The organism is Mesorhizobium sp. M0037 (assembly GCF_040323635.1).
GTDB lineage: Bacteria > Pseudomonadota > Alphaproteobacteria > Rhizobiales > Rhizobiaceae > Mesorhizobium.
On record NZ_JAMYVB010000006.1, the window covers coordinates 152,779 to 172,516 of the forward strand.

Consider the following 19,738-nt stretch of genomic DNA (forward strand, 5'->3'; position numbering starts at 1 on the left):
GCAAAATCACCTTCTAAGTCATTGAAAAACAACCGCCCAACCGACGCGCAATGTGCGCCCTTTTATCCTGCCATCTAAATCAGTTATGTTCGGCGAGAATTTGAAATCATCGTCGCTCATCGTTGTTTCCACGAAAATATACGAATCTATTCTCTATGCTACGATTCCGCTTTTGGGCGTCGAGTTCCGATGCACCGAGCAATCTTGCGCGCTCTGCGACGGGGTGTTTTGGCTGCGAGAATGCAGCGCTCGAACCGTCGTGGCGCACCCTTCCATCGGACTGACGGAGCATCGTCACAAGCAATCGAGCGCGGTCCAGCCGTCTCATCGCGGCACGGCCGCAGGCAGGATAACGTGCGTTCCGCCGTTCCTGGTCTGCTTCGGTCCTCATCCGCCGAGGCTGATCTCCTTAGCTCAGAAGCCGACCGTCAGCGCGCGGGCACCATACGTTTGAACTGCCCTCGCACCGCTCGTCGAGGCGCACCCAGAAGCTTGCGGCCGTTGCCATGGGCGCGGGCAATGGCATCCGTTTTGGTTGCCGCCGGATCGCAGACATAGGACATCCCGTCGTTCCAGATGGCGTGCATGATCGCCGCCAGCTTGTGCGCAACCGCGACGCAAACCTTGCGGAGGCATGAGCGTTTAGCGATCGCCCATAGCGCGGCAGCCATACTGGCAAATTTGCAAAATAACGCCTGCCGTGCCATCTTCGAGTTGGGGAGCAGGGACAATGTATAGGCGAAGTTTATTCTGCCTTGTGGCTGAGCTGGCAGTACCCATCTGTGCTGCGAACTATCTAAACAAATACGACACAATGACTCTGGCTTCAGGCAATACTAACAATACCAATCACCTGTTGCAGACCGTCGATCCGTTCAGTCCCAACAGCAGCAACACTCATATTGAGGGGGATGGTGCGCGCAGCGCAGGCGTCGTCCAGCGCGATAAATCCAGTCCGCGCGGCGGCGGATACATAGGCAATTGCCCGACCAACGACAGTGGGGCTGCAAACGGTTCGCGGTGCGGAGGCCGTTCGGCAGAGAGCCGTTCAGGAGGCGCGATGTGAACGCCGCGACCACAAAGGTTGTCACCGTCTTGGCAACGGGCGACGTATCCGCTTCAACGGCACTGGAGAGTTGAACTGAGCCACGCCCTGGAAGTCTGGGCGGTCAGTCCGCTGCAAATAAGTCGGTCGTTCCGTAAGATTTTTCTTGGATGGTGGTTCCGGTTTCTGTTTCCCGCGGAATTAAGGGGTCGAGAGCGGGCCAGACGTGGACGCTCACAAACATTACGCGCGAGGCGGTAAACATGGCCAGGCCACTGAACAAGCTGAAAGACGGGGTGCCGTACACCCGACGCCCGGAAATCGAAGCGTGCATCAATAAAGCCTTGACCCAAGACGCCACGACAGTCGTTCATCGCGCGAATATCCGCAGCCTGCGGGATCCGGATTACGTGCCGATGGAATGCCTTTTGCATCTCATGCGCGAGGCGCGGCTCCGGCGCGACAAGACAATGGGAGACAAGCTGTACCCGATTTTCCTGGCGCGCTGCGAAGCGAGATTGAAGAAGGCGATACCCGACGGAAGCCGGGCGGATGCCTGCGGTATCCGCGAGGAAATCATGCAGAAGTTCGGCGAAATTTTCGCGCGCGTCGGCACGAACCACGACAGCACCGCCCTGGATTATTACGAGGTGAACTTTAATCACGCTTTCCAGGTGCTGCGATTCAAGCGCCTGCGCGAGGAAACGAGGCGTGATGAAATTTTCGTCGATCTCGGCAACGAGAAAGACGAAGATGGTTCCCCTGTCGACCCGGAAGCTGACCTTGCAAGGTTTTCTGCGGCTGCTCACGCTCCAGCACGGCAGGAAAATTTTGTGTTTCTAAAGCAGGTCTTGAGAGCGCTCGAAGATCTCTCCCCTGAAGATCGACATACGGTCAGGTTGGTGCTGATCGAGCGTTACAAGGTCGCATCGGATGATCCGGCAGAGGTTACAGCCGCCACGATTCTGGGTGTCAGCCGCCGGGCCATCAACAAGCGGCTCGCCAAGGTGGCAGCCCGCCTCAAAAAGTTTCGCCAGGAGAATGAAGGATGACCAACACAGAGAAAACCCTGGGCGATGTTCTTTATGATTTCGCCCTCGCCATGCCAGCCCCGGACCCGGCAGTGCTGGATGAATTTGCCAAGCTGTACCCGGAATACGCCGACGTACTCACGGATTTCGCGGTGCAGCTTGCGCTTGGATCCGGCGCCGACGACGAAGACGAAGGCTCGGCTGACGACCCTATAAGTCCTGCGGTTTCACGCGCCGTCAGCCATTTCCACAATGTCGCCTATGAACTCGACAGGGCGGCGACGGGCGGAAGGGCAGAAGCGGTGGAGAATCCCTTCGCGACGCTGAGCCGGGAGAGCTTTCGCGCGTTTGTTGCCAAGATAGATGCGAGTTCCGTCTTTGTGATGAAATTGCGGGATCGGCAGATTGAGCCTGATACGATCGAGTCCCGCCCTGGTTTCTGCCAGACATTCGCAGATGAATTGCACGTACCTACAGACGCGCTTCTTGCTCATTTTCGCGGACCGCAAACCTTGACAGCTCAACAACATTTCAAGGCGGACGAAAAGCCCACAATACCCAAACGCGAGACATTTGAGGAAGCGGTTAGAAACTCAGGACTGACACCAGAGCAGCAAAAACGGCTTCTGGAGATGTGAGGACGGTTTGGACAGCTTTGAGACAATCAGGAGGTTAGCGGCGCAGCTTCATGAGAATGTCGCGCGCCTTGGCGTCGATGCATTGAATCCGCTCTTGCTGGTTGAGGCTGCCGCAAAGGATTTAGGTCTCGCGATTGTCTTCCTTGAAGCTGGAAACACGGCTCTTAAGAACGGGCGAGCCCTTTTCGACGACCAGAGCGGAACGATCTGTGCCGAAAACAAAGGCTCTGCGGTCGACCGCGCTCTCTTGGTCGCTCATGAGATTGGCCACTCTATCGTCCACAAGAAATCGAGCCATTGTGCCGAACGCGATATCGATCCCTCTCAGTCCACTGAGGCTGCGCCGGTCGGGCTGCAAAAGGTAGAGGACTACGGCGTTCGGGAGCGGCGCGAGCTCGAGGCAAATGTTTTCGCCCGCGAGCTTGTTTTCCCGCGCGATGTGGCGAAGCGCCTGCATCTTGAGGATGGAGCGACTGCAGCGGACATCTGCGCTCTAACGGGGCTGCCTGTGCCGCTAGTGCGCCAACAGATTCTGGACGCTCTCTTGCTCCCGGTTATCGGACCTGCCGCTGGCAAGCCTGCGACGGTCTTCGAGGAAGACACCGCCCAGGAGGTCGCGGCACAGCACCGCGGATCGCCCTACCTTTTGCGAGCCGGACCTGGAACCGGCAAGACGCGTACCCTCGTCAGACGTATTGAGACGCTAGTCAACGACGATGTCGATTTAAGCTCGATCCTTGTGCTGACATTTTCAAATAGGACCGCTGCCGAATTGGCGGAACGCCTGTCAAAGGCGGTTGGAGAAAAAGCCGCATCGATGTGGGTCGGCACCTTTCATGGCTTTGGCCTCGATCTGATCAGGCGCTTCCACGACAAATTGGGCCTCACGGCCGAGCCGACGCTGTTCGATCGCAGCGACGCGATTTCCGTTCTTGAAGCGATTCTGCCAACCTTGCCTTTGAAGCACTATCGCAACCTGTGGGACCCCGTTGTGGTGCTGCGTGAAATTCTCCAGTCGATTTCACGCGCAAAAGACGAAGTGGTGAGCGCGAGCGAATACCGCGTTCTGGCGCAGACCATGGCCGATAATGCCGATCCTACAGACGACAAACTGCAGGAGGTTGCCGCAAAATGTCTGGAGATCGCTTCGATCTACGAGATTTACGAAGAGGTGAAACGCGATCGTGGCTGCGTGGATTTCGGCGATCTGATCATGTTGCCGACCAAGCTGATGGAACGGGACCAAAGTGTCCGTAATGCCGTCCGCATGCGTCACCGCCATGCTTTGGTTGACGAATATCAGGACGTGAACCGGGCGAGCGTGCGGCTGGTCAAAGCTGTTGCCGGCGAAGGACGCACCCTCTGGGCCGTGGGAGATGCGCGTCAGTCCATCTATCGTTTTCGAGGCGCCTCATCGGCGAACATGAGCGCGTTTGCGCCGGATTTCCCAGGTTCAGCTTTAGGCCAGCTGGAGCTCAGTTATCGATCGACGCAGCGCATTCTCGACATGTTCGGCAAATTCTCGATCGATATGCCGATCGCGAAGGAGCTGGCAAACCTGCCACTGAAAGCCGTGCGCGGATTGGGACCGGCAAAACCGCAGCTTCGCACACTGCGCGATCCGGACGACGAAGCCGCGGGCATTGCCGCCAGCGTGCGCGAACTGGAAAAGGAAGGCGTTGCTCTTCGCGACCAGGCAGTCCTCTGTAGGACGAATGACCGGCTGAACGAAGTCGCGCAGGCGCTTGAGGATCGGGGCATTCCCGTCTTGCATCTCGGCAGTCTCTTTGAACGAGAAGAGATCCGTGACCTGCTGAGTATTCTCTCGCTCGGCGCCGATCATTTTGGCGCCGGCCTTATCCGTATCGGCGCAATGCCACGCTACGCCATTCCGCTGCAAGACGTGAAGCGGATGATCAGCTACTTGAGTGACACTTCAGGCGTCGCCCTGACGAAACTTGAAGAACTGCCGAGCGTGTCGGGTCTCTCGAACGAAGCCGTGGAAGGCATCGGCCGGTTGGCCCGCGATCTCGCCAACGTCAAGTCGGGCGCCTATCCTTGGGATCTGCTGACGACCTATCTGCTCGATCGCACCGACCTCGTTCGAAGAATGGCTCTCGCATCGGGCATCGGCGATCGAATGCAATCGATTGCCGTATGGCAGTTTTTGAATTTCCTCCGCGAGCACAGTCCTGTCGCGACCGGATCACCCATACAAACGGCCCTGGACCGAGTGAGAAATCTTGTCTTGCTGGCCGAGGAACGGGACTTGCGGCAGGTGCCCGATGCAGCCCTTCATATGAATGCCGTCAGGCTGATGACCATTCACGGCAGCAAAGGACTTGAGTTCGAAGCCGTCCACATCCCTGGCTTCGTCAAGACACAAATCCCGGCAAGCTATCGCGCGTCTTGCCCGGTACCCCAAGGATTGATCGAGGGCGCATCGGGAAATGTGCGCGAAGAGGCAGAGCGGTCTCATAAGCAAGAGCAGGAATGCCTCTTCTTCGTCGCGATGTCGCGCGCCCGAACGCATCTGCACCTCTACGCTCATGAAAAGCAGCGGAATGGCTCGGCGCGAAACCCATCAGACTATCTGCCGCGCCTGAAGGGCACCATTGATGAGATCCCAGCGCCCGCTTCGATAAGGCTGCCGGCGCGCCCGATCCGGGCGGTCGAGTTGGCGGCCGGTGATGAATGGGAGCGATCCCATCGGCACATTTCCGAGTATGAGAAATGCCCTCGCCGATTTTTCTACACGCATATGCTGGAGATCGGCACGGCGCGGCGGTCGACGCCTTTCGAGCGCACCCACGCATGCGTCTACAAATTTATCGCCTGGCTTGCAGAGCAGCGTGTGGAGTCGACCCCTACGATCCAAGCTGCCAGCGCAGCGATGGAAACCATCTGGAATGAGAAGGGTCCGCTGATTAGCCCTTATGCCGCCGACTATCGGAAACTTGCCGACAGCTTGGTGGTAGGTTTGCTCGAAGCTGGTGCCGGCCGCCGCTTTCGCGAAGCTGCCCCGCTCGCTATCAATTACAGGAACGGCAGCGTAGTCGTCCGGCCGGATGAGATCGCCGAACGTGACGACGGCGTGATCGTTATCCGCAAGGTGCGGACCGGTAAGCGCAGCAAGTCGGAATTCGCCAAGCTTGAATACTCGATGTACCAGAAGGCGGCGAATGCGCACTTTGGCGCTGGCGCGCAGGTCGAGGCCGTGCATCCGAGCGACACCGGCGTCGAGGTTGTGCCAAGGCCGAAGAAGACCGACACGGCCGAAGCGAAGGTGGAGGAGATACTCAAAGGGATGGGAGCCGGTCATTTTCCGCCGGACCCCGACCCTTTCCGGTGCCCACGCTGTCCTCATTTTTTCATCTGTGCAGCCACGCCCGGAGGACCGCTGACCCTCTCGTAGAGCTTGCCCAAGATTTTCGGTTCCTGTTTCGCGGAGTCGCCGGAATTACCCTCTCAGGAGCGAACGGCGGCAATGAAGCCAACCTTCTCGCCTCCCTTAGGGATCTGAAAACTATGGACAACATCGACATCTACTACCAGGGCGAGACCATCCGCTCTTTCGAGCACCTTGAAATCGGCGCCGAAGAGGCATTCGCCTCTCTCCAGTCGTTGATCGCTAAGAAGCACGGCATCTCCGACAAGGCCTTCCTCTTCGTCGAAGACGAGGACGATCCGGTGGAGGCCAAGGCCAAGGTCCGGTCCAAGGCCGGCCGTTCCGGTGTGAAAGTTCACATTCACCGCTGCCGTAAGGTCGAGGTGGTCGTCCACTTCAAGGACAAGAGCTTTCACGACGCATTCGCTCCGGGCGCGACGATCGCGCGCGTCAAGCATTGGGTCGCCGTGCGCAAGCTGGGCATGACCGACGAGGAGGCAAGCCACCATCACCTCCAAGTCACCGGCACGACGAATCAGCCCGAACCCAGCACGCATATCGGCACGCTGGTCGAGCATCCGCGCTGCCGCGTCGAGTTCGACTTGGTGACGACCCCGAAAGTCAACGGCTAGGGGACGTCGCATGGCCACGTCGACGCAAGCGGGGCCCGATGAGCGGGCCCTGCGGGCTGATTTGGGGAAACCCGCTTTTCGGCTCGCGCAATCGGAAGGTCGCTTTCGCCTCATCAACATCGCCTGGCCGATCGCCGTTATCGGGGTAACTGCCAGCGACGGGCATGAATTCGCCCTGCGGTTCGACTGCTCGGGCTATCCAGCCACCGCGCCGACGGCGCGGGTATGGGATGCGGAGCGCAATACGGCACCTGCCATCGGTCAGTGGCCGAAAAGCAAAGGCGGCCGGGTCAAGGCAGTGTTCCGCCCCGACTGGAAAGACGGTAGTGCCCTCTACCTGCCGTGTGACCGCGTCAGCCGTGAAGGTCACGACAACTGGCTGCAGGAAACGCCGACGATGATCTGGCGACCTGATCGCGGCATCCTTCAATATTTGGAGATCGTCCATGAACTTCTCAATTGCGGCGACTATCAGCCGGTGGCTTGCGCCGCGGCGTGAGCTTTCTTGCTCTTGGCTTTTTTGGCGGAGGCTGACGAGAAAGCTGCGAGAGCGCGGCCGCGACGAAACGCGGGAAAGCGGTGCGTTCCTCATCGGCTATATCGAGGCGGCCGGAGCGGCGCGCATCATCGATTTCGTTTTGTATGACGATCTCGATCCGCAAAGTCTCGACACCGGCATTGTTCGCTTCGATGGCAAGTATTTCGGGCAACTCTGGGCGCTCTGTCGTCAGCGCAAGCTGACGGTTATCGGTGATGTGCATGTCCACCCGGGAGACTCAGGTCAGAGCAGGTCAGACCGAGCCTACCCCATGGTGTCGCAGGCCGGCCATCTCGCCTTGATCCTTCCGCGTTTCGCGCGGGCGCCTATCGCTCATGAGGAGATCGGCATCTATCGTTACCTCGGCGGCGGGGAATGGCTGACGGTGCCGCGTGGCCAGCGGCGTGAATTTTTCAGCATTGGATTTTGAGGAACAGCTATGAATACAATGGCACCCGCAGATGAATTGCACCGCCTGGCTAAGCGCGCCCTCGACAACGGCACCGCAACGAGCATCGCAGAATCTGAAAGGCTGTTGCACGGTTACCGGATCGCGCTGACGATCGGGGCGAACGAAGCGAAAGATCGCAACCATCAGACGGCTCTTCTGACGGCCGTCGCGCTTGGCCGCCGCGTTTTCCTCGGCGGCGTTTTTGTTGATGGGCCGCTCGATACACCGCTTCTTTCGCCGCTGCTCTTTGGAAGGACGCTGGCAGAGGCAATTGCGACGCTGGGTGGAACGTGTGGCCCCGCCCCATCGGCACACGTGCCGCACATCGTCATAGGCGGACCAGTGCGTGCGCGTATCGATCGCTTTGAGGTTCGGGCCGTATTCGATGGCTGGCGTGGCGGTATTGTTCCCGGTCACAAACCTGGTCTCGGAGCGGGAGAAATTCCCACTATGCCGTTGTCGGCGATGCTTGCCGCCGCACTGGCGGTAAACGAAGCCTTCTTGCACTTCTCAGGGGAAATGGCGGCTGCCGGCCGGCGAAGCGTCGGGCTCAACTTGTGGGATATTGAGCGTTCAGTCGACTGGTTCGAAAACGATAGCGCGGCTCCGGCGTTGCGCTACTTGCCAACGCGGCTCTGGCTGGTCGGACTTGGTCATCTGGGGCAAGCGTATCTCTGGGGGCTTGGGCTGTTGCCGTTCTCGGCCGACGTTAAGGTACAGCTTGTCTTGCAAGACAACGACAAGATCACCGGTTCGACCGAGAGCACCTCGGTTCTCTCCGATCGAACGATGATTGGCTTGAAGAAGACCCGCGCGATGGCAGCATGGGCGGATCGGCGCGGCTTCGAGACGACTATCACGGAACGCTTGTTCGATCAGCAGTTTCGCCGCCGTCACGACGAGCCAGCTATCGCACTCTGCGGCATGGATAATGCGCAAGGCCGGCGAGCGCTCGATCAAGTGGGGTTCGACTTCGTTGTCGAAGCCGGACTTGGGCGAAGCCATCAGGATTTTCGCAGTATGCTGGTCCATACCTTGCCAGGCGAACTTACCGCGTCTGAACTGTGGAAGGAGGCCGAAAGTGCCACGCCGCAAGCGTTGGAAGCCGCAGCGTATCGCAGCATGCTCGCCGATGGATCTTTGGATCAGTGCGGCGTTACCCTCCTTGCTGGCAAGGCAGTGGGAGCGCCCTTTGTTGGCGCGGTCGCTGCAACGCTTGTTCTGTGTGAGGTCTTGCGCCTCCTCCACGGTGGCCCGCTGCATCGGCTGATCGACTTGAACCTGATCGATCCGACACGTTTGCGTGCTGCACAGCAGACGCGCGATTTTTCGACTTTCAATCCAGGCTTTTCAGAGGTCCATGGTCGCCAATAAACAGCAGGACCGGGATATGGCGCAGGCGCTCCTTGATTTTGGCTGCTGCGTGTTTCTTCCAGAATTCTGCCTTTTTAAACACGGCAGCCCGGGTCTTCTCGGCACCGTCGAACGCACGATCCAGGTAGCCGAGAAACCAGTCCAGCCACTCGGTAACGTCAAGATTGTCTTTCTGCGTCGCCTCAAACAGAGCGAAGCAAGCCTTCCACTCCAGCCGGATTTACGCGGACAGCATTGTACCTGGAACCACGATACGCGCCCGCCTAATGGTCCTCTCGGCTAAGAATACGTCCCATCCATCACGGACCAGGGCGGTTTGGTGACGGTCAAGCATCATCACTCTCGTCGTCTCGACCTTCGATCCTTCCCCGTTTTTCTAGCTACAGCACTCGAGCCGAACTGTCCGGCGCGACGGGCCCTAACACCACGGGTGATCTCTGAAATTTCGACCTCCGCATGAGCCAAATCGTGAGCCGACAGGAAATGCCCTCGGACCCAGTTGTCGATGTACTGCCGAAGCGCATTGTCCGCCCCCCTTTTTATGAACGCTACTGTCAAAGCCCAAGTCTCGCCGGTATGCCGGATCAGCTTCTCGAGAAGTATCCCCGTCGCTTTCAGCGTCTTCACATCGAAAGCAGGCCTGTGTTTCCATATGTGATTTAGAAAGGTCATCAGAACATCAAGGTGAGATTTCATCTCGGCATTTCCAGTGCCGATGAAGTTCGCGAGTGCTTGGAAATCTGGCAGATCGGTGGCGGTGTCGGCTTGGAACGCATCCAGAAGTGCTTGTGGATCGATCGCTATGTGGCCGTGGCGCCGCCAGGCGAGCTTCACGAGTAAACTGGCATATCGGTCGTCGCTGATTTCTTCAGTTTCCTGCGCGAAGGCGAAGACGGGCTGAAGCCATACGCCCTTCACAGATGAAGCCATTTCGGCCCATTGGCGGAAATTCATGTCCTCTGAAACGAGCAGGTAGCCATCGGTCGCTAAATTGGCTGCATCAAGAACATGGGTACCGAACATTCCCGTGATCAGCGAGGCCGCCTCGGATGGTGTGTCTGGCGCTGTCGCCGGACGGACCCCGCAAGCGGCCTCGATCTTAGCGAGCTGTTCGGCTATGAAGCTGTGGCGAGCGGCGACGTCTTCCGGGGTATGCTCTTGCCTGATGTACTGCCCATTGTGCCAAGCGATTGTCATCGAGGGCTCACCGGTCCACTCCTGCTTGTCTCTGAGAATTCGCAGTTCGTCGATAACCGATTGAGGCACTACGAGCGTGCCGAATATCGCCTTTAGGACATCGAAGGCGCCCATCGTTGCAACAGTCCATGCGGTATAGGTGTCTAGCACCGCACCTGCGGCTCGGTGCTGAACAATGAGCGCTCTGGCTGCTAGGCGCTCGACCTCCATGCCGACACAAGTTCGGATGTCAGCATCAAGGGAGCGAATGTATTCAACGAATCCGATCGTGTCGCCGCCGAGATGGTCCGCGACCATGTTCAACGGCACGTTCTGCACGAGATATAGATCGGCAAGCTTGCGATTGTTTTCGGAAGCCCGACGCACTTGATCCAGCGCCGGCTGTACGTCACCGTCTTCCATGGTGACGGTGTAGAAGCCCTTGGCGTCGGGAAACCTCTTCTCGAAATTCTCCATGACGTCGTGCAGCGCGTGCAGGAATTTGTGTTTGATCTCCGCGATGCGCCACGTCCTATTGTTGCCGAAGCCTGCGGGCATATCGAATGTGTCGCCGACCTTGAGCCCCTTGGCCGCGACGGCGGTCGGGTGAGCTAAGCTCAATATCCCTTCGGCGGGCCGGTCGTCGTTTTCCGTGATGAGGAATGAGTTGTTCTGGCCATGCTCACCCTCGAGGCGAACAAAAGTATCAGTTCCGACGGTATGGACGGTTGGAATGAGACCGTCATCGGGATTCATCATGATGAGCCCGAAATAGCCAAGCGCCGCCTCTGGATCGTTCCTGGCCGCTTGGAGGACGTCGTAAGCGTAGGCAAGGGCTTTCGGCCCCTCTCCCGCCGCACGCAGCAGCTGTGCAACATGCATTTTCTGGATGGTAGTGCCGCGCGCGGTGGCGAGGTCTATGCCATCCAGAATCGGTTTGACTTCGTCGCCGCGTTGGCTTCTACGCAGAACCGATATTAAGGCGAGATAATTGTCCAATTCGGGCTGCGCTTCGACCGCCTTCCGAAGGATCGTTTCGGCTGCGGGAAGATCACCATGGTTGAAATGCAGCAGTCCTTCTGCGTGCAGAAAGAATGGAAGGTCACGAATGGGCGGGGCCAGGCGAGCGAAGAAGCTGAGAGCCCGCTGTCGGATCGGGCTGTCGTTCACGAAGGCCCGAGCCAGCGTACGAAGTTCTTCGCTGTCGTGATCTTCTGCGATGTGACCATCCAGCAAATCGGCCACGACTGACCAATCACCCCGGCGGCCAGCATGCAGCGCCACCATCATCCGGCTTGCGAAATGCGCGTTGTCGTCGATAAGTCTAAGGGCGGTGTGAAATGCCGCCTCCGCGATATCGTCGAAGCCGTCTATGCGAGCGAAATCGGCGACCAAGATACTAGCGCGGGCATCAGCGGCTACATCGCGCGCTAAGCTTTCCAGGGCATCATGCCTGGCGTCGGGTTCTCCGGTTCTGATAGCCGCGAGCCTCGACGCCGCTGCCACAACGAGGCGTTCGACTTCGGGAATGTGCTCTGCCTTCGCTGAATAGAGATTTGCGAGCTCGCTCCAGTTCTTCTGTTCGGAATAAAGGCGGAAGGCGAGAACGGCGGCTTCCGGCCCATCGGGCAGCTTTGGGAGAAGTTCAGCGGCCAAAACGTCATCTTGACTGTCGATTGCGATCATAGCGGCACGAGTGAGGATCGACACGTCGTCTGGCGCTAGCTCAAGGCCCTGCCGGGCAATCTCCAGGGCTCGCGGAAGATCGTCTAGCGCATGCAGCGTCACTATGATGTTGGAGCACATAGCCGCATCCTCGGGGCGCAGCACGCCGTCACTGGATCTCGCCTTGTTCCATATGACAATCAGGGTTGCTGCTGCGCTATGCAGACGAGCGCGCTCATCAGGTGTCAGGCGCCTAGTGTGCTGAAAGCTCTCACTCGTTACGATTTCGTCGATGTCCGCCTCAGCGGCGAACTGAATGGCATGCGGATCACTGGGATGTGCGGCGACCGCTTGGCGCGCAGGCTCCCACCAATCTCCTGTTGACCGGCGCCGACGGATGAAATCTACCCGGCCGATCGCGACCTCGGCCGCCCCCCTTAGGCCTTCCGGCACGAGATCAAGCGGCTCGTCGATCGAAGTATCGAATCGAGCCGCTTGAACCAAATAGCCGGCCAGTCCTTCATTCGTTGGATCGGCCTTGAGCGCTTCCGTGCCGAATGAGAGAAGCTCCTGCCATTGCCCCCGCAGAAGAAGAGAAAAAGCCTTGTTGGCGATGGCTTTGGGTTCGCTCGGAGCGTGGTCGTAGGCTTCCGACAGCATCGAAGCCGCCTTGTCGTCCTCGCCTAGCGCGAGCAAGCATGAACCGATATTTGCCTTGATGCGAAAGAGGATGCGGCCAGAAGCCGACGAATTGACCCGTGCCAAAAGATTCTGGAGGAACGGCAATGCCGCGCGGGGCCGTCCGTCGTTCGCCATCTCCCGGTAATTGTCTATCTCTGCGTCAAGGTGAGCCTCAACAGCATTGGCAGTGGTTGTCGTGTCGCCGGGTGTCGTCTGAAGCCTCGTTGCGACATCCGCGAGCTGTGCTTCGATACGAGAGAGCCCAGCACCTATCTCACTTCGGGCTTCACTCTGACCGGATGTAATTCGTTGGGTTTCCGCGAGGATTTGCTCGCTGAACGGCCCAAAGGTCGGGTCGAAGACCTTTCTTGCGGCCGCATCCTCGGTGATCCTTTCCTCAAGGGTATTCCATCCCCAGACATACACCAGCAGCGGCGTACCTGCTTTGTTAAGCTCGGCCGTGAGCTCGCGCGCCAACTCTTGCATGGCGACATCGTCAGGAGCGGTCGTGATCACAAAGTATTCTTTGAGCCGAGGCCTGAAGGCTAGCGCTTTCGCGACCTCACCGCGCACCTCCTCCTCTGTAAGGCTGTGACCATCACCTTTCAGCTTGCATTGGATTCCGACATGATGCTCCGGGTCGCTGTTGCGGAGTCCAAAGAGATCGACCCCGTTTTGACGCTGCCCCCGGCGGCCATTGCGCTGCACATTGGGATCGCCCAAAAGACCGCGCCAAAGCACGATGGAAGCACGTTCAAAGGCCTGCTCATCTGCCGGCTTCGGAATCTGTGTGGCGGCTAGAAGAGACATTGGCGATCTTTACGATGTAGGGCCGAAATCATCCGGCTACTGCGCGAACAGCTTCAGGACTGCGGTGATTGATCTAAGTAAGGTCTCAGACTATTTCGAAGCGGAAATGGTGATGCTTAGGAGCAGGTAGGATGTAGCTATCCAACCCTCCTCTTTGCAATGTGACTGACACTGTTAGTCCACCCCATAGGCTGATCGTAGCAGGGAGATGGCTTCGTCGCGGGCGAGGGGGACGTCAAATGCTTTGGGGTCAAGGGACTCGTCAGCTTGAGCCAATTCGAGGAATCTTCGGAGATCTTCGCGGATTGGATCGGCGAGCTTGATCGAGGCATCTCCAGGTAGCAATTGGGTCAAGCGAAACACATCATTGCGATGTTTCTTGATGGTCTTGCTATCGATTTTTTCACCAGCCTCCGAGCGGCGCGTTAGATCAAGGAAAGCACGGGCCTTGAACGGAATGAGCAACGTTTCGTCTATGACTGTGACGCCCTCTAGCTTGCGTTTTCCTGCCTGCAGCGCATCGTAGTAACCCTCATCGAGAAGGATGGCCGAGAGGCTGACTATATCCTCTTCCACGGAGATGGGGGTTAGCCCCGCATCTTCTGGGAGGTCGAGCGTCCCCGGTTTGCGCGAAAAGAGCTCGATCATGAAGGGGAAGCTTTGATCCGACGGCCGATGGAAACGATAGAATTCCTTCTTGCCATCGCTCCGCTCTCGCGCCTGATATCCGCCTGCATCCAGAAACGCTTTGAAGGCGGCTCCGAATGCGGGATCGACCACCTCGACACAGAGCACCATGTCGATATCTTTGGTCGCTCTGAATTGGAGACCGGCTGCATCGAATAGCAGGTCGCAGGCGGCGCCGCCGATGATGGCGTAGTGGTCTTCATGTCCTGCGAAATGCTCGCGGAATTTCTCGATGCCGGCTACCATGGGGTGTTCTCCAAGAGATGTTCCGCCGCCATCGCAACACGTTCATCGCGATGATCCCGCAACTGCGCATAAAGCGACAGAGGATCCACGGTGTCAGTGTCGGTCAGTGCGGCAGGATCGTATGACCATGTTTCGACTATGAAATCGGCTTGATCCCGGCTGGTTTCCACAAAGCCGGACGCCTGTGCGGTGGCTTTCCAATCACTGGCGGCTACCGCAAAGATGCCTACGGAAGGCCTGGACAAGTCCGTCAATTCGGCGAGTGCTGTTTCTCCGGCTCGCTTTAGCGGAGATCGGAAGTGATCGCCTTGGACGAATTTCACAGACCGTACAGGGCTGCGGAGGAGATCGCGCGCGGTCTCTAATAGCTGGCGTCCTTTTGCCTTAAATCGAATATGCCTTTCCTTGCCGTGCTTTTCGGTTTGCGCGAGGCCGGATGCGACCAGGTCGTCGAAAGCGCGGCCAACCGACATCGCCGAATAGTGTAGCCGCGCTGCGATGAATGATGGGGTGGTAGCATTGTCGTCGTGCCGCAAAAGGTGATCGAACAAAACGGCTTGAGCCGCCGGCGACAGGCCCTTCGCATGCCGTTGCTTGAGAGCGCGGAAATGCTCGCGCAAATCCATGGCGAGGTCTGGGATATAGAGCTGGTTGCCCGGTACGACGAACGGCACGCCCTGACCAATTAGACGCGATCGGTTGTGCGCGCTCAGCGACGGCGTTGCGAAGACAACGATCGCATCAACAGAGTTGCGGATCAGGCTGATGTGCTTGGCAATGTCGGAAGGGGTAGCGGCATTGTTCAAAGCCGCAAGAAAGACGCACCGCCTTCCGGCTATCCAGGCTTCGTAGAAGGTGTAGGTTCGTGCGAGAAATGACGGAAGGCTGCGTCCATCCGCAAATTCCATGATTGGAATGCGGTCATGAAGCGTGTCTCCGAGATAGCGCTGTAGCGCCTCGGCGAATGATCCCTCAGGGGTAATGTGCTCTATCCCTAACATCGCCATGCACGCTAACACCGTTAGTGTTATTATGCAACAACGTCGTTAGCATCCCTACGCTTCTTTAGCCTAAGCGCGGCGGCGACCTGCCAAGTCTGCACAATTTCCTCTTGTCTAGGCGGCTGTGCGCAAGGCCGCCTCGTCGGCATCCCGTTTGGCGTCCTCTATTGCCTGCCGCGTGGCGCGCGGGCCGAGCCAGGAGCGAACGGCCGCCTCCCTAACGATCAGATCACGTAAAGCACCAAACATCGTGCTGCTGATCGCCTGCTGTTGGACGCGAAGGTGGTCTTCAAGCAACTTATGCCGGGAAATATAGCCCGCGTTGACCCCTGGAATGGCATGGTTCATCAGCAGGCGCGCGTCGAACTCCGATACGCCGGCAGGCGTTGCTAGCGTTCTGAACGTCTGCCGCAGGTCATTACCCCATTTGGCCAGCACATCCCGGTCTTCCTTCTGTTCGGCCAGATGTCCACTGTCACTGTCCGCAGGGAAAAGCCAGTTATTGGCTTCACAAGGATATAAGTAGTGGGCAAAGCGGATCACTCGGATGAGGCACAAGATCATCTGGCGCGACAGTGGAATGTCGAACGCACGGTCGGCTCCGCCCTTCGGCCGCGGTATGTGAAGTACGCGGCGACGAAGATCTAGATGCTGCGGCTGTGCCTCCATCAACGCAGTTGGCCGGCAGCCGGAAAGTAGCGAGAACAGATGGAATTCGCGTCGAATGGGGCCTGGAAGCGCCGCGACTTGCTGGAACCAATGGGGTAAGTCATTTAGGCCCATTGCGGTATTCCGACGTTCCTCCGAGTTCCAGTCAACGACGCTCGCGGGATTGTCGGCCGGGAGATAGCGATGCGCCTTACGCGCATGATTGTAGACGGCGCGCAGCGTACGCATGCTGCCATTGGCAATGTAGGGGCCACGTTGTTTGGTGAGTTCGTCGTGCCTAGCGATGACTTTGGCCGGATCGTCGGCGAGTTCCTGCAGGGGCGCGTCGAGCCAATCCTTGAAGAGGCGTTCGACATGGTCACGGTAGCCCTCAATTGTCCCCTCGCTCCGGCCTTTCCGGATGAGGTGGGCGTCGCGATAACGCTCCCACGCTTTCCGTAGGGTGACCCCTTTCGAGGTGGCATCATCCTCACGCCGCGTTGGCTGGTCCTCGCTAGTTTGTGAAGCTTCATTTCCGCGGGCCGCCATGTCAGCGGCTTTCGGATTGGGGTGTTCGCCCCGGGATATCTGAGCGAGGTACGCCTTCGCGGTCGTGCGCGCTTCGCGAGTGGATGTGGTCCCCACGTCACCGATCCGAACTGAGATCGAGGCAACGCGCTTGCCGTCCTTCCGCAGGTCCCCTTGAACGGCGAATGTTTTGGTTCGTCTGCCAACGATGACGTGGAACCCTTTAAGCTGTGTGTCGCGAGCACGGTACTGTCCCGCACTGGGTGCCTTCAGGTCAGTGATCGACCTGTCGTTAAGGAGGATACGAATGTCGGCCATAGTGCACTTCCTGCAAGTCTAGGGTATGCCGGTCGGAAAAATTAAGCCGGTTTTTCAGCCGGTTTTAGACTCGCACGAGATCAAACGGTATGTCTACGCCGAAATGCGAGGCTATATTCAACTATATGGAAGAACACGTAAATTATCGAGCGCGGCGAACAATTGGATAAATCCGGATAGTTATAAGAATAAACTACGAATCTGGGGGTCAGGAGTTCGAATCTCTTCGGGCGCGCCATTCCCGCCGAAACTGTGATTTCCTGCGATCCGCTAGCCGGTCTTGGGCTCGCATATGAAGAGCATGTTGCTGAGCACCGCCTCATTCGAGTACTGGAGAACTGGACGCCGCCTATTCCGGGCTTCTTCATTTATTACCCCAGTCGTCAGCCTGACTGCGCTATAAACGCGCTGCGATGTTCTTGAAATGGTCCGGTACGCGGCGACTGTTATCTGGGCGCGGCGACGCGGAACGCTCGCTCGCGCCGCCGCGCAGCAGGCTCACTTTTCTTCCGCTTTCCCGGATCAGGGCCCAATCGGCCTCGCCCCAGCCAGATACCGCTCATTGTCGAACGGCTCGGCGTGGGTGCTGTCCGGGCTCCACATGTGGCGGTGGGTCTCCGTCAGATTGCCGAGATAGACATGCAGTGCGCCCGAGCGGGCGCTGCCGGTGTTGGCGACCGCATGCACCGTATCCGGGTTAATATGCACCACCGCGGGCGCCGCGATGTCGTGGCGTTCCGGCGCATCGATCTCGCTGCCGTCGACGGGATAGATGAAGTTGGTCTCGCTGCCCTTGTAGATGCCGATCAGCGCATCCATCAGATGGTTGTGCGGCGGGTACTGCAGGCCGGGCGACAGCGTGATGTGGTAGATGGTCAAGTCAGGGCTGGCATGCAGCAGCACCTCATCGTCGTCTTCCTCATGCGCGAGCACGCCTGATGCATGGAAGCGATCGGTGTGTTCGCGCAGCACCGCCTTGACCCGTTCGAAGGCATGAGCACCTTTGGCTGCGTTGACGATATCGGAGGTTACGGCGTAGAGAGGCGAGTTGGCGGCAAGAGACATTTGTCGTCATCTCCATTGGGAAGCTCAACCAATACAACTGAGATGCTCAGGTTAGCGAATGCCGGCAGACCCGTCAACCGGATGGTCGAACGGGCAAGCAGACTACGCGGGCAGACCACGCGGGCAGACCACACGGGCAGGCAGATATGGCTCCTCCGAAATCAGTGTCACCGTCCGCCGTCAAGGCGCCGTCGACCGCCGACATATTGCGCAGCGAGGAAGCTTATGAGCAGCTGAAGAGCGACATCGTCGCCTGCGTCCTGCAACCCGGCGAAAGCCTGACCGAAAAGCAGATCGGCGACCGCTACCAGATCAGAAAGGCGACGATCCGCTCGGCTTTGGCCCGCCTGACGCAGGAAGGGCTGATCAAGAGCGAGCCGCGCCGCGGCTATGTCATCGCACCGCTTAGCCTGCGCGACGTCAACGAGATCTTCGACGTCCGCAGCCTAATCGAACCGGAAGTGTTCCGGGTGGCCGCGGCAAACCTCACCGAACGCGGGCTCGACGACATCAGGCTGGCGGCGCAGAAGGTGCTGAAGCCGGAGACGCTGCGCAGCCATGTCGCCTTTCTGGCGGCCGACCGCGCCTTTCGCCTGGCCCTGGCCGAACTCTCCGGCAATCTGCGGCTGGTTCGCCTGCTCGACCAAACGCTCGACCAGTCGGAGCGTGTCCTCCATCTCGGCTTCAAATCGCGCGACTTCACGCAAGCGATCATCGGCCAGCAGAAGGAGTTGGTGCTTGCCTGCGAGCTGGCCGAGGTCTCGGCCATCGCAAAGCTTGCCCGCTCGCAGTGCCTGTCGCTCAAGAAGCAGGTGCTCGAGACCTTGCTCGCCGGCTCCAAGCTGCAGGACGCCAATTTGCAAAGCTTCGCCTGAGGCGCGAAGCCTGCGCTCTCTGGCCGATGCTTACCCGTCGATGAAGCGGATGTCCGCATCGGCAAGGCAATAGGGCGCGTAGCGGAAATCGCGGATATGGCTGACCTTTCCATCCTGCCAGTCGACCAGCATGAAGCCGCGCACGGCGTCATCTCCCGCTTGCGGGTTGCGGATCAGGATGGCCGGCCTGCCGTCGACGAAGCCGAGCGACAGCGCCCAATCCTGGACACGGTCGTAATTGCCGAAATAGTTGGAAACCTGCGCTTTGCCGCGCATGCGGGTGCGGTTGACGACTTCAAGCTGGATATCCTCGGCGATCAACGCGCGCACGGCGTCGAAGTCGCGCGCGTTGAACAGGTCGACATAGCGGCGCAGGCGCCGCTCGTCGTTGATGTCGAGTTTTGGGGCAGGCGCCTGCTCCTCCTGTGAGGCCAGCAGGCGCAGCTGCGACCGCCCGCGATGCAGCGCCGCCTGGGTCGCGGCCAGTGTCGCGCCGGACACTTCGCAGGTTTCGTGCAGGCTGAGGCCAAGCACGTCGACAAGGATCACGGCGCTGCGCTGCACTGTTGCCAGCTGCATGAAGCTTCGCAGGCTGGCGGCGGTGGCGAGCCTCGCATCGGCGCTTGCGGAGGGGTCTTCGATCGTCGTCATGTCGGTCTCGCTCATGCGCGCCTGCTCCCGCTGGCGCCGGCGCAGATGATCCTGCGCGGCATTGTGGGCTATGCGGAACAGCCATTGCTCCGGACGCTCGACGGCGGCGTCGCCGTCGATGGCCTGCAGTGCCTTGATCAGTGTCTCCTGGACGATGTCCTCGCCATCGATCACCGAGCCGGCCATGCGGGCGCAGTAGCGGTGCAGCTTCGGTCGCAAGGAGCCGAGCATCGCCTCCAGGGCCACGCGGTCGAGTTTTGCTGTGTTCATCCTGTCCGTTCCCAAGATGC

The 19,738-nt window shown here is 58.9% G+C and carries 16 protein-coding genes and 1 pseudogene; 10 read left to right on the plus strand and 7 right to left on the minus strand.

The genetic code is table 11. The annotated features are described in order from the left end of the window. Window positions 1–428: 428 nt before the first annotated feature. Window positions 429–707, minus strand: coding sequence for a hypothetical protein (locus tag NKJ78_RS12270; protein WP_502901623.1), 279 nt, complete (start codon window positions 705–707; stop codon window positions 429–431). A gap of 601 nt (window positions 708–1,308) precedes the next feature. On the opposite strand from NKJ78_RS12270, the gene NKJ78_RS12275 reads away from it, so the two are divergent. The 8 genes from NKJ78_RS12275 (at window position 1,309) to NKJ78_RS12310 (ending at window position 9,380) form a co-directional block, all read left to right on the plus strand. After that, window positions 1,309–2,097 carry an RNA polymerase sigma factor gene (locus tag NKJ78_RS12275; protein WP_352562454.1) on the plus strand — a complete coding sequence of 263 codons (789 nt, stop codon included), beginning with the start codon at window positions 1,309–1,311 and terminating at the stop codon, window positions 2,095–2,097. Further along, a complete protein-coding gene (locus tag NKJ78_RS12280; protein WP_352562455.1) occupies window positions 2,094–2,714 on the plus strand; it encodes a hypothetical protein in 621 nt (206 codons plus the stop codon). Before NKJ78_RS12275 ends, NKJ78_RS12280 begins: the two co-directional genes overlap by 4 nt. A 7-nt stretch (window positions 2,715–2,721) precedes the next feature. Beyond that, the gene (locus tag NKJ78_RS12285; RefSeq protein WP_352562456.1) at window positions 2,722–6,129 is read left to right on the plus strand and encodes a UvrD-helicase domain-containing protein; all 3,408 of its coding nucleotides are present in this window, start codon (window positions 2,722–2,724) and stop codon (window positions 6,127–6,129) included. 113 nt (window positions 6,130–6,242) lie between these two features. Then, the gene (locus NKJ78_RS12290; RefSeq protein ID WP_352562457.1) at window positions 6,243–6,734 is read left to right on the plus strand and encodes a hypothetical protein; all 492 of its coding nucleotides are present in this window, start codon (window positions 6,243–6,245) and stop codon (window positions 6,732–6,734) included. 10 nt (window positions 6,735–6,744) lie between these two features. Then, the gene (locus NKJ78_RS12295) at window positions 6,745–7,233 is read left to right on the plus strand and encodes a DUF7665 family protein (RefSeq protein WP_352562458.1); all 489 of its coding nucleotides are present in this window, start codon (window positions 6,745–6,747) and stop codon (window positions 7,231–7,233) included. Beyond that, window positions 7,181–7,702: a hypothetical protein gene (locus tag NKJ78_RS12300; RefSeq protein ID WP_352562459.1), complete on the plus strand. Its 522-nt coding sequence runs from the start codon at window positions 7,181–7,183 to the stop codon at window positions 7,700–7,702. Before NKJ78_RS12295 ends, NKJ78_RS12300 begins: the two co-directional genes overlap by 53 nt. A 9-nt stretch (window positions 7,703–7,711) precedes the next feature. Next, window positions 7,712–9,097 carry a BilD N-terminal domain-containing protein gene (locus tag NKJ78_RS12305; RefSeq protein WP_352562460.1) on the plus strand — a complete coding sequence of 462 codons (1,386 nt, stop codon included), beginning with the start codon at window positions 7,712–7,714 and terminating at the stop codon, window positions 9,095–9,097. Next, complete coding sequence (locus NKJ78_RS12310) at window positions 9,084–9,380, plus strand: hypothetical protein (RefSeq protein WP_352562461.1); 297 nt, start codon at window positions 9,084–9,086, stop codon at window positions 9,378–9,380. The genes NKJ78_RS12305 and NKJ78_RS12310 overlap by 14 nt, the downstream gene beginning before the upstream one ends. A gap of 53 nt (window positions 9,381–9,433) precedes the next feature. On the opposite strand, the gene NKJ78_RS12315 is transcribed toward NKJ78_RS12310, so the two are convergent. The 4 genes from NKJ78_RS12315 to NKJ78_RS12330 form a co-directional block, all read right to left on the minus strand. After that, window positions 9,434–13,429 carry a PIN domain-containing protein gene (locus NKJ78_RS12315; protein ID WP_352562462.1) on the minus strand — a complete coding sequence of 1,332 codons (3,996 nt, stop codon included), beginning with the start codon at window positions 13,427–13,429 and terminating at the stop codon, window positions 9,434–9,436. 174 nt (window positions 13,430–13,603) lie between these two features. Continuing rightward, on the minus strand, window positions 13,604–14,362 hold the full coding sequence (locus tag NKJ78_RS12320; RefSeq protein WP_352562463.1) for a hypothetical protein: 759 nt from the start codon (window positions 14,360–14,362) through the stop codon (window positions 13,604–13,606). Continuing rightward, window positions 14,356–15,369 carry a winged helix DNA-binding protein gene (locus tag NKJ78_RS12325; protein ID WP_352562464.1) on the minus strand — a complete coding sequence of 338 codons (1,014 nt, stop codon included), beginning with the start codon at window positions 15,367–15,369 and terminating at the stop codon, window positions 14,356–14,358. Before NKJ78_RS12325 ends, NKJ78_RS12320 begins: the two co-directional genes overlap by 7 nt. A gap of 108 nt (window positions 15,370–15,477) precedes the next feature. Then, the gene (locus tag NKJ78_RS12330) at window positions 15,478–16,857 is read right to left on the minus strand and encodes an integrase arm-type DNA-binding domain-containing protein (RefSeq protein ID WP_352562465.1); all 1,380 of its coding nucleotides are present in this window, start codon (window positions 16,855–16,857) and stop codon (window positions 15,478–15,480) included. A 270-nt stretch (window positions 16,858–17,127) separates the two neighbouring features. Between NKJ78_RS12330 and NKJ78_RS12335 the strand changes: the two are divergent. Then, window positions 17,128–17,280, plus strand: a pseudogene (locus NKJ78_RS12335) (LysR family transcriptional regulator); the annotation flags it as partial. A 99-nt stretch (window positions 17,281–17,379) separates the two neighbouring features. Here NKJ78_RS12335 and NKJ78_RS12340 read toward each other — a convergent pair. Then, the gene (locus NKJ78_RS12340) at window positions 17,380–17,922 is read right to left on the minus strand and encodes an autotransporter (protein WP_023739769.1); all 543 of its coding nucleotides are present in this window, start codon (window positions 17,920–17,922) and stop codon (window positions 17,380–17,382) included. Window positions 17,923–18,068: 146 nt separating this feature from the next. Here NKJ78_RS12340 and NKJ78_RS12345 point away from each other — a divergent pair, with 146 nt between their 5' ends. After that, the gene (locus NKJ78_RS12345; RefSeq protein ID WP_031198350.1) at window positions 18,069–18,797 is read left to right on the plus strand and encodes a GntR family transcriptional regulator; all 729 of its coding nucleotides are present in this window, start codon (window positions 18,069–18,071) and stop codon (window positions 18,795–18,797) included. A 30-nt stretch (window positions 18,798–18,827) separates the two neighbouring features. On the opposite strand, the gene NKJ78_RS12350 is transcribed toward NKJ78_RS12345, so the two are convergent. Beyond that, window positions 18,828–19,718, minus strand: coding sequence for a sigma-70 family RNA polymerase sigma factor (locus NKJ78_RS12350; protein ID WP_023739768.1), 891 nt, complete (start codon window positions 19,716–19,718; stop codon window positions 18,828–18,830). Window positions 19,719–19,738 lie beyond the last annotated feature (20 nt).

Excerpts from the sequence above, each read along its gene's own strand:
- NKJ78_RS12270 (WP_502901623.1), bottom strand. The coding sequence starts at position 707 with ATGGCACGGCAGGCGTTATTTTGCAAATTTGCCAGTATGGCTGCCGCG.
- NKJ78_RS12275 (WP_352562454.1), top strand. The coding sequence starts at position 1,309 with ATGGCCAGGCCACTGAACAAGCTGAAAGACGGGGTGCCGTACACCCGA.
- NKJ78_RS12280 (WP_352562455.1), top strand. The coding sequence starts at position 2,094 with ATGACCAACACAGAGAAAACCCTGGGCGATGTTCTTTATGATTTCGCC.
- NKJ78_RS12290 (WP_352562457.1), top strand. The coding sequence starts at position 6,243 with ATGGACAACATCGACATCTACTACCAGGGCGAGACCATCCGCTCTTTC.
- NKJ78_RS12295 (WP_352562458.1), top strand. The coding sequence starts at position 6,745 with ATGGCCACGTCGACGCAAGCGGGGCCCGATGAGCGGGCCCTGCGGGCT.
- NKJ78_RS12300 (WP_352562459.1), top strand. The coding sequence starts at position 7,181 with ATGAACTTCTCAATTGCGGCGACTATCAGCCGGTGGCTTGCGCCGCGG.
- NKJ78_RS12305 (WP_352562460.1), top strand. The coding sequence starts at position 7,712 with ATGAATACAATGGCACCCGCAGATGAATTGCACCGCCTGGCTAAGCGC.
- NKJ78_RS12310 (WP_352562461.1), top strand. The coding sequence starts at position 9,084 with ATGGTCGCCAATAAACAGCAGGACCGGGATATGGCGCAGGCGCTCCTT.
- NKJ78_RS12315 (WP_352562462.1), bottom strand. The coding sequence starts at position 13,429 with ATGTCTCTTCTAGCCGCCACACAGATTCCGAAGCCGGCAGATGAGCAG.
- NKJ78_RS12320 (WP_352562463.1), bottom strand. The coding sequence starts at position 14,362 with ATGGTAGCCGGCATCGAGAAATTCCGCGAGCATTTCGCAGGACATGAA.
- NKJ78_RS12325 (WP_352562464.1), bottom strand. The coding sequence starts at position 15,369 with ATGGCGATGTTAGGGATAGAGCACATTACCCCTGAGGGATCATTCGCC.
- NKJ78_RS12330 (WP_352562465.1), bottom strand. The coding sequence starts at position 16,857 with ATGGCCGACATTCGTATCCTCCTTAACGACAGGTCGATCACTGACCTG.
- NKJ78_RS12340 (WP_023739769.1), bottom strand. The coding sequence starts at position 17,922 with ATGTCTCTTGCCGCCAACTCGCCTCTCTACGCCGTAACCTCCGATATC.
- NKJ78_RS12345 (WP_031198350.1), top strand. The coding sequence starts at position 18,069 with ATGGCTCCTCCGAAATCAGTGTCACCGTCCGCCGTCAAGGCGCCGTCG.
- NKJ78_RS12350 (WP_023739768.1), bottom strand. The coding sequence starts at position 19,718 with ATGAACACAGCAAAACTCGACCGCGTGGCCCTGGAGGCGATGCTCGGC.